General features: G+C 69.6%; 10 protein-coding genes. 5 read left to right on the top strand and 5 right to left on the bottom strand.

Going from position 1 to position 13,460, the window contains the following annotated elements; translation table 11 throughout:
* Positions 1–67: 67 nt before the first annotated feature.
* Both K3A85_RS15465 and K3A85_RS15460 read right to left on the bottom strand, forming a co-directional pair.
* The gene (locus K3A85_RS15465; RefSeq protein ID WP_225207433.1) at positions 68–1,300 is read right to left on the bottom strand and encodes an MFS transporter; all 1,233 of its coding nucleotides are present in this window, start codon (positions 1,298–1,300) and stop codon (positions 68–70) included.
* Between the two features lie 53 nt (positions 1,301–1,353).
* Positions 1,354–1,770 (bottom strand): c-type cytochrome, encoded by a 417-nt coding sequence (locus tag K3A85_RS15460; RefSeq protein ID WP_225207432.1) that lies wholly within the window; start codon positions 1,768–1,770, stop codon positions 1,354–1,356.
* Between the two features lie 107 nt (positions 1,771–1,877).
* Between K3A85_RS15460 and K3A85_RS15455 the strand changes: the two genes are divergently transcribed.
* The 5 genes from K3A85_RS15455 to K3A85_RS15435 all read left to right on the top strand — a co-directional run bounded on the left by K3A85_RS15455 (position 1,878) and on the right by K3A85_RS15435 (position 8,449).
* The gene (locus K3A85_RS15455) at positions 1,878–3,254 is read left to right on the top strand and encodes an MATE family efflux transporter (protein ID WP_225207431.1); all 1,377 of its coding nucleotides are present in this window, start codon (positions 1,878–1,880) and stop codon (positions 3,252–3,254) included.
* A 168-nt stretch (positions 3,255–3,422) separates the two neighbouring features.
* The gene (groES, locus tag K3A85_RS15450) at positions 3,423–3,710 is read left to right on the top strand and encodes a co-chaperone GroES (protein ID WP_225207430.1); all 288 of its coding nucleotides are present in this window, start codon (positions 3,423–3,425) and stop codon (positions 3,708–3,710) included.
* Positions 3,711–3,762: 52 nt separating this feature from the next.
* On the top strand, positions 3,763–5,406 hold the full coding sequence (gene groL, locus K3A85_RS15445) for a chaperonin GroEL (protein ID WP_225207429.1): 1,644 nt from the start codon (positions 3,763–3,765) through the stop codon (positions 5,404–5,406).
* A 107-nt stretch (positions 5,407–5,513) separates the two neighbouring features.
* A complete protein-coding gene (locus K3A85_RS15440; RefSeq protein WP_225207428.1) occupies positions 5,514–7,172 on the top strand; it encodes an ATP-binding protein in 1,659 nt (552 codons plus the stop codon).
* Positions 7,173–7,261: 89 nt separating this feature from the next.
* Positions 7,262–8,449 carry a serine hydrolase domain-containing protein gene (locus K3A85_RS15435; protein ID WP_225207427.1) on the top strand — a complete coding sequence of 396 codons (1,188 nt, stop codon included), beginning with the start codon at positions 7,262–7,264 and terminating at the stop codon, positions 8,447–8,449.
* Between the two features lie 3 nt (positions 8,450–8,452).
* Here K3A85_RS15435 and K3A85_RS15430 read toward each other — a convergent pair whose 3' ends face one another.
* The 3 genes from K3A85_RS15430 to K3A85_RS15420 form a co-directional block, all read right to left on the bottom strand.
* Entirely contained in the window at positions 8,453–8,983 is a 531-nt protein-coding gene (locus tag K3A85_RS15430; RefSeq protein WP_225207426.1) for a GNAT family N-acetyltransferase, read from the bottom strand.
* The gene (locus tag K3A85_RS15425; RefSeq protein WP_225207425.1) at positions 8,980–10,185 is read right to left on the bottom strand and encodes a DUF445 domain-containing protein; all 1,206 of its coding nucleotides are present in this window, start codon (positions 10,183–10,185) and stop codon (positions 8,980–8,982) included. The genes K3A85_RS15430 and K3A85_RS15425 overlap by 4 nt, the downstream gene beginning before the upstream one ends.
* Positions 10,186–10,262: 77 nt before the next feature.
* Positions 10,263–13,460 (bottom strand): efflux RND transporter permease subunit, encoded by a 3,198-nt coding sequence (locus K3A85_RS15420; RefSeq protein WP_225207424.1) that lies wholly within the window; start codon positions 13,458–13,460, stop codon positions 10,263–10,265.

The raw sequence follows: 13,460 nt of genomic DNA, 5'->3' as shown, positions 1-13,460 counted from the left end.
CCGACGATCAGGAAAGGGCGGCCCTCGCGGGTCGCCCTTTTCGTTTGCGCGCCGATCGTCGTCGCGCTCAGGCGATGTCGACCGGCCGCATCGGCGGCAGGACCCACTGGAACAGCCCCGCGCCCAGCAGGCTCAGCCCCGCCGCGAAGGCGAAGGCGCCGCCAAAGCCCCCGGTCAGGTCGACGATCGCGCCGGTGACGAGCGGCCCGATCACGCCGGAAAGGCTGCCGATCGCATTCTGCCAGCCGATCCAGCTGCCCGCCAGCCGCTCGCCCGCGAAGATCTGGCCGATCGCATAGGCCATCGTCGGCCCCGGTCCCATCGCGATGCCGGTGAACACCAGCGCGGCGAGCAGCGCCCCCTGTCCCTGCGACAGCGCGATCGCGGCGATGCCGAGCGCGAGCGCGACCTGGCCGGCGACGCTGAAGCCGCGGCGCACCGCGTCCTCGCTGCGCCCGGCGCGGACCAGCGCGTCGGACAGGTGCCCGGTGGCGAGCGAGGACAGCGCCTGCGCGCCGAAGGTGGCCGCCGCGAACCATGCCATCGTCGCGATCGGCAGGCCGCGCGTGCCGGTCAGGTAGAGCGGCAGCCAGATCGAGACGAAGAAGAAGCCGTAGTTGGCGGTGACGTGGCAGGCGCCGGTGATCCACAGCGCCTTCTGCCGCAGCAGCGCGGCATAGGAAAACGCCGAGGCCGGCGCCGCGCGGTCTTCGGCCGGAAGCGCGCGCACCACCAGCGCCCAGGGCAGCAGCCACAGCAGCGTCACCGCCCCGAACGCCACGAACACCGCCTGCCACCCGGCCTGCGCCAGCAGCGCCCCGCCTGCCAGCGTGCCGACCGCCGGGCCGAGCGCGAGGCCGACCGCGACGACCGCGTTGGCCGTCCCGCGCCGGCCGGCCGGAACGTGCCGCGCGATGATCTTGGACACGCAGGGGAACACGAAGCTTTCGCCCAGCCCCAGCAGCAGGCGCAGCACCACCAGCAGCGCAAGCCCCCGGACGAGCCCGGTCAGCAGCGTGCTCGCCGACCACAGCGCCAGCGCGAACGCCAGCGCGCGGTAGACCGAGACCCGGTCGCTGATCCAGCCGACCAGCGGCTGCATCGCGCCGTAGGTCCAGAAGAAGGCCGAGGCTGCCAGGCCGAAGGTGGTGGCGGAAAGCCCGAGATCGGCCTTCATCTTCGGCGCGGCGATGCCCATCGCGCCGCGATCGACGAAGTTGAGCAGCACCGCGAGCGCGAGCAGCACGACCAGCGCGACAAGCGTGCGGCGCCCGGCTGCAACAGGAGGAATACCGGCCATCGCGCGCCAGCCTAGCAGCGCGCGAAGACCGGGCAAGCGCCTTGCCTCGCCCCTTACTTCAGCGTCTTGAGGTAGGCGATGATCGCCTTGCGCTTGGCGGGATCGCTCTGCCCGGCATAGCTCATCCGCGTGCCGGGCACGAGCTTCATCGGGTTCTCGAGCCACTTGTCGAGCGTCGCCTCGTCCCAGACCAGGCCCGAGCCCTTGAGCGCCGGGCTGAACGCGTAGCCGGGCACGTCGCCCGCCTTGGTGCCGACGATGCCGTAGAGGCTGGGGCCGATCACGGTCTTGCCCTTTTCGACCGCGTGGCACGACTTGCAGATCCCGAAGGCGGGCGGCGCGGCGTCGGCGGCGGCGTTCGCCGTCGCGCTTCCCCCGCCGCCGGCTTCGCCCCCGCCCTGCTGCGACCCGCAGGCCGCGAGCGCAAGGCCGAGCGTGGCAAGGAGCGCGAGGTTGACCGGCTTGAGCATCGACGAATGTCCTTCCGACGTTGTGGCCCGGCAGGTCCGACACGCAGGACCGGGCGTTGCGCGGGGCCTTTCCTTGGGCACGCGCCCGCCCTATGCCCCGCGGCGCGATGTTTGAGAACCCTCCCCGAAGCTGGCTCGACGAATGGCGCAGCATGTTGCGCCTCGCCGCCCCGCTGGTCGGCGCGAACCTGCTGCAGATGGCGGTCTTCGCGATCGACGTGGTGTTCGTCGCGCGGCTGGGGCCCGAGGCGCTCGCCGCATCGTCGCTGTCGGTCGCGCTGTTCGGCCTCCTGGTGTGGAGCATGACCGGCCTCGTCGGCGCGGCCTCGCCGCTGATCGCGGCCGAACTCGGGCGGCGCCGCCATGCCGTGCGCGAGGTGCGGCGCACGGTGCGCATGGCCGCGTGGGTCGGCCTGCTCGCGGCGGCGGTGGCGATCGGGGTGTGCCTGCTCGGCGGGCCGCTGATGCGGTTGACCGGCCAGCAACCGGGAGTCATCGCGCGCGCCGAGCCGTTCCTGCACATCCTGATGTGGGCGGCGATCCCGGCGGTCCTCGCGGCGCTGCTGCGCACGGTGGTGGCGACGCTGGGCCGCCCCGGGATCGGCACCGCGATCACCGCGATGGCGGTCGCAGTCAACGCCGCGGGCAACTGGATCTTCGTGTTCGGCCACTTCGGCGCCCCGGCGATGGGGCTGGCCGGCTCGGCGGTGTCGAGCGTGGTCACCAGCACCGCGATGCTCGGCGCCTATGCGCTGGTGATCCGCTTCGACCGGCGGCTGCACCGCTATCGCCTGCTGGGGCGCTGGTGGGTGCCCGAATGGCGCCGCTTCCGCGAGGTGCTCAAGATCGGCCTGCCGATCTGCGGCACGATCATCGCCGAGGCGGGCATGTTCAACGGCGCGGCCTTCGTCATGGGCCGCATCGGCGAGGCGGAACTTGCCGCGCACACGGTCGCGCTGCAGTTCGCGGCCATCGCCTTCCAGGTGCCGTTCGGCGTGGCGCAGGCCGCGACGATCCGCGTCGGGCTGTCCTACGGCGCGGGCGACCGCCAGGCGATCGCGCGCGCCGGACGCGTGGCGATGCTGCTCGGCATGGGCTTCATGGCGCTGTCGGCAAGCGTGATGATGATCTTCCCGCACCAGTTGCTGTGGCTCTACATCGATCCCACCGCGCCGGCCAACGCCCGCGTGGTCGACCTTGCCGTCCAGTACATGATGGTGGCGGCCGCCTTCCAGCTGTTCGACGGCGCGCAGGCGGTCGGCGCGGGCATGCTGCGCGGCCTGCAGGACACCCGCGTGCCGATGCTGATCGCGCTGTTCGGCTATTGGGTCCCGGGCGTTGGCACCGCGCTGTGGCTCGGGCTGCATAGCCCCATCGGCGGGCTGGGGGTGTGGATCGGGCTGCTGGTCGGGCTGATCTTCGTCGCCGGCCTGCTGCTGTGGCGCTGGCATCGGCGCGGGCGGCTGGGCCTGCTGCCCGCGTGAGGCAACCGGACGCGCCCTTCGGCCCGTTCATCGCAGCGAAAAGAATCTTCGCCCGCAGTTCTTGACGCTCTGTCGCCCCCGACCCATATGCGCCGCGCTGGCACTCTCCACCGGGGAGTGCCAAGCAGAAATTCGTATCGCCAATTCGATTGGAAGAGGGAGCAACCCATGACTTTCCGTCCGCTGCACGACCGCGTGCTGGTGCGCCGCGTCGAAGCCGAGGAAAAGACCGCCGGCGGGATCATCATCCCCGACAGCGCCAAGGAAAAGCCCGCTGAAGGCGAGATCGTCGCCGTCGGGACCGGCGCCCGCGCCGAGAACGGCACCGTGACCCCGCTCGACGTCAAGGTCGGCGACCGCGTGCTGTTCGGCAAGTGGTCCGGCACCGAAGTCAAGGTCGCCGGCGAAGACCTGCTGATCATGAAGGAATCGGACATCCTCGGCGTGATCGGCTGATCGCCGCCGCCACTGTCCAGACATCCACTCCAGACATTCGAAGGAAATCAACATGGCTGCCAAGGACGTACGCTTTTCGCGCGACGCTCGTGAGCGCATCCTGCGCGGCGTCGACATTCTCGCCGACGCGGTGAAGGTGACGCTGGGCCCCAAGGGCCGCAACGTCGTCATCGACAAGAGCTTCGGCGCCCCGCGCATCACCAAGGACGGTGTGTCGGTCGCCAAGGAAATCGAACTCAAGGACAAGTTCGAGAACATGGGCGCGCAGATGCTGCGCGAAGTCGCCAGCAAGGCCAACGACGCCGCCGGTGACGGCACCACCACCGCGACCGTTCTCGCCCAGGCGATCGTGCGCGAAGGCATGACCTCGGTCGCTGCGGGCATGAACCCGATGGACCTCAAGCGCGGCATCGACATCGCCGTGACCAAGGTCGTCGAGAACCTCAAGTCGCGTTCGACCCCGGTTTCGGGTTCGTCGGAAATCGCCCAGGTCGGCATCATCTCGGCCAACGGCGACACCGAAGTCGGCCAGAAGATCGCCGAGGCGATGGAGAAGGTCGGCAAGGAAGGCGTGATCACCGTGGAAGAGGCCAAGGGCCTCGAATTCGAACTCGATGTCGTCGAAGGCATGCAGTTCGACCGCGGCTACCTCTCGCCCTACTTCATCACCAACCCGGAAAAGATGACGGTCGAGCTCGAGAATCCGTACATCCTGATCCACGAGAAGAAGCTGTCGTCGCTGCAGGCGATGCTGCCGGTTCTCGAAGCCGTGGTCCAGACCGGCCGTCCGCTGCTGATCATCGCCGAGGACATCGAAGGCGAAGCGCTGGCGACCCTCGTCGTCAACAAGCTGCGCGGCGGCCTCAAGGTTGCCGCGGTCAAGGCGCCGGGCTTCGGCGACCGCCGCAAGGCCATGCTGGGCGACATCGCCACGCTGACCAAGGGCGAGATGATCTCGGAAGACCTCGGCATCAAGCTCGAGAGCGTCACGCTCCCGATGCTCGGCCAGGCCAAGAAGGTCACCATCGACAAGGACAACACCACGATCGTCGATGGCGCCGGTTCGGCTGAAGAGATCAAGGCCCGCGTCGAGCAGATCCGCGCCCAGATCGAAGTCACCACCAGCGACTACGACCGCGAGAAGCTCCAGGAGCGTCTCGCCAAGCTCGCCGGCGGCGTGGCCGTGATCAAGGTCGGCGGCGCCACCGAAGTCGAGGTGAAGGAGCGCAAGGACCGCGTCGACGACGCGCTGCACGCGACCCGCGCCGCGGTCGAGGAAGGCATCGTCCCCGGTGGCGGCACCGCGCTGCTCTACGCGACCAAGGCTCTCGAAGGGCTCAAGGGCGCCAACGACGACCAGACCAAGGGCATCGACATCGTGCGTCGCGCGATCCAGGCGCCGCTGCGCCAGATCGCTTCGAACGCCGGTCATGACGGTGCTGTCGTCGCCGGCAACCTGCTGCGCGAGAACGACGAGAACCAGGGCTTCAACGCCGCGACCGACACCTACGAGAACCTGAAGGCCGCCGGCGTCATCGACCCGACCAAGGTCGTGCGCACCGCGCTCCAGGATGCCGCGTCGGTTTCGGGCCTGCTGATCACCACCGAAGCGGCGATCAGCGAGAAGCCGGAAGACAAGCCCGCGATGCCGCCGATGGGCGGTGGCATGGGCGGCATGGGCGGCATGGACTTCTAAGCAGTCCAGGGCAGCTCACGCTGACGAAAAGGGCGGGGCCGGAAGGAAACTTCCGGCCCCGTTTCCTTTGGCGGGAACCGATCGCTCCTTTCTCCGTTTGCGGCCCGATGGACTTACCGTCGCGCTCCGAGCCGCACGATGCCAGCGGCGTTGCCGACGACGCCCTCCCCGCGATTCCGCCCGAGCTCTACCGCACCCTGTTCGAGAGCATGGACCAGGGCTACTGCGTGATCCGCTTCCTCGACGGGCCGCACGGTCCCTTGAGCGACTACATCCACATCCTCGCCAACGCAGCCTACGAGCGCAACACCGGCATTCCGGACGTGGTCGGCCAGCGCCTGCGCGAAATGGTGCCCGACGAAGCCGACGCCTGGGTCGCGTTCTACGGCCGGGTGCTCCACACCGGCGAGCCGATCCGCTTCCGCAACGAGCTGGTCGCCACCGGGCGCCACCTCGAGGTCTCCTCGTTCCGCATCGGGCCGTTCGAGGACCGGCTGGTGGCGGTGCTGTTCAAGGACGTGACCGACCAGGTCCGCGCCGAGGAGGCGCTGCGCAACCTCGCCGAAACGCTCGAGGCGCGCGTGGTCGAGGCGCTCGCCGAACGCGAGGCGGCCGAGGCCGCGCTGCGCCAGGCGCAGAAGATGGAGGCGGTGGGCCAGCTGACCGGCGGCCTCGCCCACGATTTCAACAACCTGCTCGCCGGCATCCAGGGCGCGTTCGAGCTGATCGAGCGCCGCCGGGCGACCGATCCGGCGGCCGACATCTCGCGCTACCTTGCCGCGGGCCTGGGCGCGACGCGCCGCGCGGCGGCGCTGACCCATCGCCTGCTCGCCTTTTCGCGCCGCCAGACGCTGTCGCCGCGCGCGATCGACGTCAACGCCCTGCTGCCTGAGTTCATCGATCTGGTCGCGCGCACGGTCGGCCCTGCCTACCGCGTCGAGGTCGCGCCGCAGGAGGGTCTCTGGCCGACCTCGGTCGATCCCAACCAGCTCGAGAACGCGCTGCTCAACTTGTGCATCAACGCGCGCGACGCGATGCCGCAGGGTGGCCGCATCACCATCACCACCGACAACCTCACGCTCGAGGGTTCGGCGGCGAGCGACCGGGGTCTGCCGCCCGGCGACTACGTGGCGGTGATGGTCGGCGATACCGGCGTGGGTATCCCGGCCGAGGACCTCGAGCGGGTGTTCGACCCGTTCTTCACCACCAAGCCGATCGGGCGCGGCACCGGGCTGGGGCTGTCGATGGTCTACGGCTTTGCCCGGCAGAGCCGCGGTCTCGTGCGGATCCGCTCGGAACCGGGAGTCGGCACGCGCGTGCGGATCTACCTGCCGCGCTACCGCGGCGATCCTGCGCCGCCGGTTCCCTCCTCGGGCGAACGGCTGCCGGCGCCTTCGCTCGCCGGCACCGCGCTGGTGGTCGACGACGAGCCGAGCGTGCGCCTGCTGCTGGTCGATGCCCTCGCCGCGCTCGGCTATGCCTGCCTCGAGGCCGAGGACGGGGCGCAGGCGCTCGCGGCGATGGACGCCGCCCCGGCGCTCGACCTGCTGGTCACCGACGTCGGCCTGCCCAACGGGCTCAACGGCCGGCAGGTGGCCGATGCCGCGCGCCGCACCCGCCCGCTGCTCAAGATCCTGTTCGTCACCGGCTATGCCGAAAGCAGCGTGGTCGACGGCAGCGCGATCGACGCCGGGATGGACATCCTGACCAAGCCGTTCACGGTCGAGGAACTGGCCCGCCGCATCGCCACGCTGGTCGCCGCCTGAAGCGCGCGCCGGCGCGGCAAGGTTGGCGCTTCCCCCGGCGCGCGCAGGCGGTATGCTCGCGCCAACGACAATCGCCATGTGGGGATGGGATGCGCAAGCGTGGATGGGGTCTGGCCGTGCTGGCGGCGGTGCTGGTCGCGGGCGGCGGCTGGTATGCAAGCCTCGACAAGGAAACCCGCGGGCTGCTGGCGGCCATGCCGACCAACGCCGACGTGCTCGGCTGGTCGCTGGCGCAGCGCGATGCCGCATTCCGCGCGATGGACCGCCTGCCGCTGCTCGCCCGGGCCAACCGGATCGTGCCTTCCTCGCACCCGCGCCCGCTGCCGCAGGGGCGCCCGCTGGCGGTGCCCGACATCGACAAGGTGATGCGCGAGCAGCGGCTGGCCGGGCTGGTCGTGCTGCAGGACGGCAAGGTGCGGCTCGAACGCTATGGCCTGGGATTCGACGCGAAGGGCCGCTGGACGAGCTTCTCGGTGGCGAAGTCGTTCACCTCGACGCTGGTCGGCGCGGCGATCCAGGACGGCGCGATCCGCAGCCTGGAGGACAAGGTCAGCGCCTACATCCCCGGCCTGCGCGGTTCGGCCTATGACGACGTCAGCGTGCGGCAGTTGCTGACGATGAGCTCGGGGGTGCGCTGGAACGAGGACTACGAAGACCCCAACTCGGACGTCGCCGCGTTCAACCGGGCGACGCCCGAGCCCGGCGTCGATGCGACGGTCAGCTACCTGCGCAAGCTGCCACGCGCGCATCCGCCGGGCGAGGTCTGGCACTACAACACCGGCGAGACCAACCTGATCGGCGTGCTGGTCTCATCGGCGGTGAAGAAGCCGCTGGCGCAGTACCTTCACGAAAAGATCTGGCAGCCGGCCGGGATGGAAGCCGAGGCGACCTGGCTGCTCGGCAAGACCGGGCACGAGATCGCCGGCTGCTGCCTCCAGGCCGCGACGCGCGACTATGCGCGGATGGGCCTGTTCGTGCTCGACAACGGCCGTGCCGGCGGGCGCCAGATCGTGCCCGCCGACTGGTTCGCGCAGGCGACGCACAAGCAGAAGGACATCGGCAAGCCGGGCAAGGGCTACGGCTTCCAGTGGTGGACCTACGACGACGGCTCGGTCGCGGCGCAGGGCATCTTCGGCCAGGGCATCTTCATCGACCCGGCGCGGCGGCTGGTGATCGCCTCGAACGCCGACTGGACCCGGGCGACCAAGGGGCCCGAAGGCGCCGCGCGCGAGGCGTTCTATCGCGAGGTCCAGGCGTTGATCGACGCGGGGAAGTAGGGCTCAGGCGGCGCGTTCGAGCAGGACCAGCCTCGCGCCGTCTTCGGCGAGGTGCGTGTCGTAGCGCGCGAAGCCGAGCTTTTCGGCCACCGCGATCGAGGCGAGGTTGGTGTCGTTGATCATGCAGCCCACCCGCTTGCCCGGATGCGCGAGCGCGAACCAGTCGAGCACGGCCCGGGCGGCCTCGGTCGCGATGCCCTTGCCCCAGGCGCGTTCGGCGAAGATCCACCCGATCTCGGCGGTATCGTCCATGCCCTGGCCGAAGCCGCGCCAGGAGTGGAACACGCCGCAAATGCCGACGATCTCCTCCTCTCCGCGCAGCCGGCAGGTGAGGATGCCGTAACCGTAGAGCATCCAGCTGCCGGCGTTGCGCAGCAGGCGGTTGAATTCCTCGACCGCGCTGGTCGGCCGGTTGCCGAGGTTGGCGCGCACCGCTTCAGGGGCGAGCAGCGCGACGAGCCCGGCATGATCGTGCGCCTGCGGCATCCACAGCTCGAGCCGGTCGGTGACGAGGAAGGGGGCGGTCTCGGTCATAGCAGCACGTCGATAGCGTGGATCGCCACGCCGACAAGCCCGCCGACCAGCGTGCCGTTGATGCGGATGAACTGGAGGTCGCGCCCGACCGCGCCTTCGATGCGATCGGTCACGGTGCGCGCGTCCCAGCGGCGCACCGTCTCGGACACCAGCCGCACGATCTGGTCGCCATAGCGGGTGGCGACGCCGACCAGGGTGCGGCGGGCGAAGCGGTCGACCAGGTGCTGCAGCCGCGGATCGTGCTGCAGCGCGCGGCCGAGCTCGCCGAGGCTCGAGCCGAGCTGGCCCGACAGCGCGCCGCCCGGTTCGCGCACCGCGCGCAGCAACCGCGCCCGCGCGCGCTCCCACAGCGCATCGAGCCAGGCGGCGAAGGCCGGGTTGGCAAGGACTTCGGCCTTCATCCGCTCGACCCGCGCGCGCATTGCGGCATCGTGCACGAGATCGTGGGCGAGCTGCTGCAAGCCCTCCTCGATCTTCAGGCGCAGCGGATGGTCGGGGATCACCACGGTTTCGGCGAGGAGCTTGTAGAGCCCGTCGAGGATCGTGTTGGCGAGCCGCTCGTCGAGCCGGGCGAAGCGCATCAGCGCGTTGGCCCGCTCGTGGATCATCGCCCGGATCATGTCCTCGTTGGCTTCGAGCAGGTGCGCGGCCTTGCGGATGCCGCTTTCGACCAGCGGCATGTGCCGCCCGTCGGCGACCATCGCGCCGAGCATCTGGCCGAGCAGCGGCGCGAGGTCGAGCCGTTCGACCTGTGCGCGCACCGCCCCCTTGGCGAGGCCGCCGAGCTTTTCCTGGTCGAGCGATTCGAGCACGTCGGCAAGCAGGCTGCTCGCGCCTTCGCGCAGGCGGCTTTCGGAGCCGCGCGGGTTGGCGAGGAACTGCCCGGCGAGCCGCGCGGCGGCAAAGCCCTGCATCCGCCGCGCGACGACCTGGGGCGTCAGGAAATTGTCGCGCAGGAACGCCGCCATCGAATCGGCGATGCGGTCCTTGTTCTCCGGGATGATCGCGGTGTGGGGGATCGGCAGGCCGAGCGGGCGGCGGAACAGCGCGGTCACCGCGAACCAGTCGGCGAGCCCGCCGACCATCGCCGCCTCGGCAAAGGCGCGCAGGTAGCCCCAGCCGGGATGCAGCGGGACCAGTGCGCGCGAGACGAGGAACAGCGCGGCCATGGCCACCAGCAGGCCGGTGGCGATCAGCCGCATGCGCCGGACGGGGTCGGGCCGCAGGGCGCCGTCCCGGCGTCGCGCGGATCTTGCGATGGATGCGGCGGGCGGCTGGCTCACTCCGCCGGGAATGCCTCGCCGTGCGACCGGTTCCCCGCAGCGTGGTCAGCCGCCTTGTTGCGCGGATCGTTCGGATCGTAGCTCAGCACCTTGCGGCCGAGCCAGGGCCCGACGCGCTTTTCGATGCCGTCGGCCAGGCTGAAGCCGGCAGGCACGATCAGCAGCGTGAGCAGGGTCGACATCGTCAGCCCGCCGATCACGGTCGTCCCCATCGGCGCGCGCCAGCCCGCATCGCCACCGAGCGAGATCGCGGTCGGCACCATGCCGGCGACCATCGCGACGGTGGTCATGATGATCGGCTGCGCGCGCTTGTGCCCGGCCTCGATGATCGCCTCGAGCTTGGTCTTGCCGGTCGCCATTTCCTCGATCGCGAAGTCGATCAGCAGGATCGAGTTCTTCGCGACGATGCCGAACAGCATCAGGATGCCGATGAACACCGGCATCGACAGCGGCTGCCCGACGAGGCCGAGCAGCAGCATGCCGCCGAGCGGGGCGAGGAACAGCGAGCCCATGTTGACCAGCGGCGAGACGAACCGGTGGTAGAGCAGCACCAGCACCGAGAACACCAGCAGCACGCCCGCGCAGACCGCGACGACGAAGTTGTTGAGCATCTCCTGCTGCCAGCGATCCTCGCCCGCCGGCGCGTTCGACACGCCCTGCGGGATGTTCTTCATAATCGGCAGCTTGTTGATCTCGGCCATCGCCGTGCCCTTGGCGACGCCGGCGGGAAGGTCGGCGCCGATGAACACGCGGCGGTTCTGGTTGTAGCGCTGGATCGTCGTCGGGCCCGAGCCGAAGCCGATCGAGGCGACGCGCGAAAGCGGGACCGTGGTGCCCGCGGTGGTCGGCACCGGCAGGTTCTCGATGGTCGAGAGGTCGCGGCGCGATTCGGGCGGCAGCTTGACGCGGATCGGCACCTGGCGGTCGGACAGCGAGAACTTGGCGCTGTTCTGGTCGATTTCGCCTTGCGTCGCGATGCGGATCACCTGGCTCAGCGCCTGGGTGGTCACGCCGAGGTTGGCGGCGAGATCGAGATGCGGGGTGATCACGATCTCGGGCCGGCGCATGTCGGCGCTGACGCGCGGGGCGACGACCGTCTTGAGCTTGCTCATCTGGTCGACCAGGGTCTGCGCGGTGCGCTGCAGCAGCGCCGGGTCCGAGCCCGACAGCATGATCGAGATCGGACGGCCCGACCCGCCCCCGGGGCCCCCGCCGTTCATGCTCATGAACGAGACGCGCGCATCGGCGATGGTCTGCAGCTTCGGCGTCAGCTCGCGCTCGAAGCGCACGCTGTCGCGCAGGCCGGAGCCCTTCTTGAGCACGAGGAAGACCCGGCCCTTCGATTCCTCGACGCGCTCGAGCCCGGATTCGACTTCCGGTTCGTCCTTCACCATGCGGTAGACTTCGTCGATCTTGCGCTCGGTCTGCTCGATCGTGGTGCCGGGCACCATCTCGACGACGATGCGGCTGAAGTCCTCGTCGGTGTCGGGGAAGAACTGGCTCGGCACGACGAAGAACAGCACGCCGGTCAGCAGCAGCGCGCCGAAGCCGACGCCCATCATCCACAGGCGGTGGTCGCGCAGCCGGGCGCGCACCCGGCGCTTGGGGAAGCGGGCGCGATAGGCCTGCGCGGCGCGGGTATCGAGCGACCAGCGCAGGACCTTCATGTAGCGGTCCATCCACGGGCCGCCGCCATGTTCGGCATGGCCGTGGGCCTTGAGGAAATAGGCGGCGATCATCGGCGTGATCATGCGCGCGACGAGCAGCGAGAACAGCACCGCGACGACGACGGTGAGGCCGAAGTTCTTGAAGAACTGGCCCGAGACGCCGGGCATCAGGCCCACCGGGAAGAACACCGCGACGATCGAGAAGGTCGTCGCCACCACCGCCAGGCCGATCTCGTCGGCCGCGTCGATCGAGGCCTGGTAGGGCGTCTTGCCCATCCGCATGTGGCGCACGATGTTCTCGATCTCGACGATCGCGTCGTCGACCAGCACGCCCGCGACGAGGCCGAGCGCGAGCAGCGACATCTGGTTGAGCGTGAAGCCCATCAGGTCCATCACCCAGAAGGTGGGAATGGCCGAGAGCGGGATCGCGATCGCCGAAACGATCGTCGCGCGCCAGTCGCGCAGGAAGAAGAACACCACGATCACCGCCAGCACCGCGCCCTCGACCATCGAGGACATCGAGCTGCGGTACTGGTCCTTGGTGTACTGCACCGAGTTGAACAGCTGGCGGAACTTGACCTTGCCGCCCTGCTCGGCGGCGATCTTGTCCATCTCCTTGACCGCTTCGTCGAACACGCTGACGTCGGATTCACCGCGTGCGCGGGCGATCGAGAAGGTCACCACGGGCTTGCCGTTGAACTTGGCGATCGAGGTGATCTCGCTGTAGCTGTCGCGCACGTCGGCGACGTCCGACAGGCGGATCGTCCGGCCGTTGGCGAGCGAGATCTGGGTCTGCGACAGGTCGAAGGCCGACAGCGCGTTGCCCAGCACGCGGACCGCCTGGCGGGAGCCTGCGACTTCGGCGCGGCCGCCCGCGGCGTTGAGGTTGACCTGGCGCAGCGCTGCGTTGACCTGGACCGCGGTGACCCCTTGCGCCTTCATCCGCATCGGATCGAGCGTCACCGTGATCTCGCGGTCGACCCCGCCCGAGCGCAGCACTTCGGCCATGCCGGTGACCGACAGCAGGCGCTTGGCGACGGTGTCGTCGATGAACCAGGACAGCTGCTCGAGCGTCATGTCGTCGGCTTCGACCGCGAAGTAGGCGATCGGGTCGGACGAGGTCTGCGCCTTGATCACCTGCGGTTCGAGAATGCCGTCGGGCAGGTTGCCGCGGGTCTGGTCGATCGCGTTCTTGACCTCGTTCACCGCCGAATTGATGTCGGTGCCGATCTTGAACTGGACCATCGTCTGGCTGGTGCCTTCCGAGGCGGTCGAGCTCATCGCCTCGATGCCCTGGATGGTCCGCACCGCGGATTCGACGCGCTGCGTGATCTGGTTCTCGATCTCGGTGGGCGCGGCGCCGGGCTGGCTGATGGTGATGATCACCATCGGGAACTCGATGTCCGGCTGGTCCTGGACCTTCATGCCCATGAACGAGACCAGCCCCGCGAGCGTCAGCCCGAGGAACAGCACGATCGGCACGACCGGGTTGCGGATCGACCAGGCCGAGATGTTCTTGAAGTTCAT

Source organism: Novosphingobium huizhouense, assembly GCF_020179475.1.
Taxonomy (GTDB): domain Bacteria; phylum Pseudomonadota; class Alphaproteobacteria; order Sphingomonadales; family Sphingomonadaceae; genus Novosphingobium; species Novosphingobium huizhouense.
This window is presented reverse-complemented; position numbering and strand designations above follow the sequence as displayed.

Coding starts and splice junctions, on each gene's coding strand:
- K3A85_RS15465 (WP_225207433.1), bottom strand. CDS start 1,300: ATGGCCGGTATTCCTCCTGTTGCAGCCGGGCGCCGCACGCTTGTCGCG.
- K3A85_RS15460 (WP_225207432.1), bottom strand. CDS start 1,770: ATGCTCAAGCCGGTCAACCTCGCGCTCCTTGCCACGCTCGGCCTTGCG.
- K3A85_RS15455 (WP_225207431.1), top strand. CDS start 1,878: ATGTTTGAGAACCCTCCCCGAAGCTGGCTCGACGAATGGCGCAGCATG.
- groES (WP_225207430.1), top strand. CDS start 3,423: ATGACTTTCCGTCCGCTGCACGACCGCGTGCTGGTGCGCCGCGTCGAA.
- groL (WP_225207429.1), top strand. CDS start 3,763: ATGGCTGCCAAGGACGTACGCTTTTCGCGCGACGCTCGTGAGCGCATC.
- K3A85_RS15440 (WP_225207428.1), top strand. CDS start 5,514: ATGGACTTACCGTCGCGCTCCGAGCCGCACGATGCCAGCGGCGTTGCC.
- K3A85_RS15435 (WP_225207427.1), top strand. CDS start 7,262: ATGCGCAAGCGTGGATGGGGTCTGGCCGTGCTGGCGGCGGTGCTGGTC.
- K3A85_RS15430 (WP_225207426.1), bottom strand. CDS start 8,983: ATGACCGAGACCGCCCCCTTCCTCGTCACCGACCGGCTCGAGCTGTGG.
- K3A85_RS15425 (WP_225207425.1), bottom strand. CDS start 10,185: ATGCGGCTGATCGCCACCGGCCTGCTGGTGGCCATGGCCGCGCTGTTC.
- K3A85_RS15420 (WP_225207424.1), bottom strand. CDS start 13,460: ATGAACTTCAAGAACATCTCGGCCTGGTCGATCCGCAACCCGGTCGTG.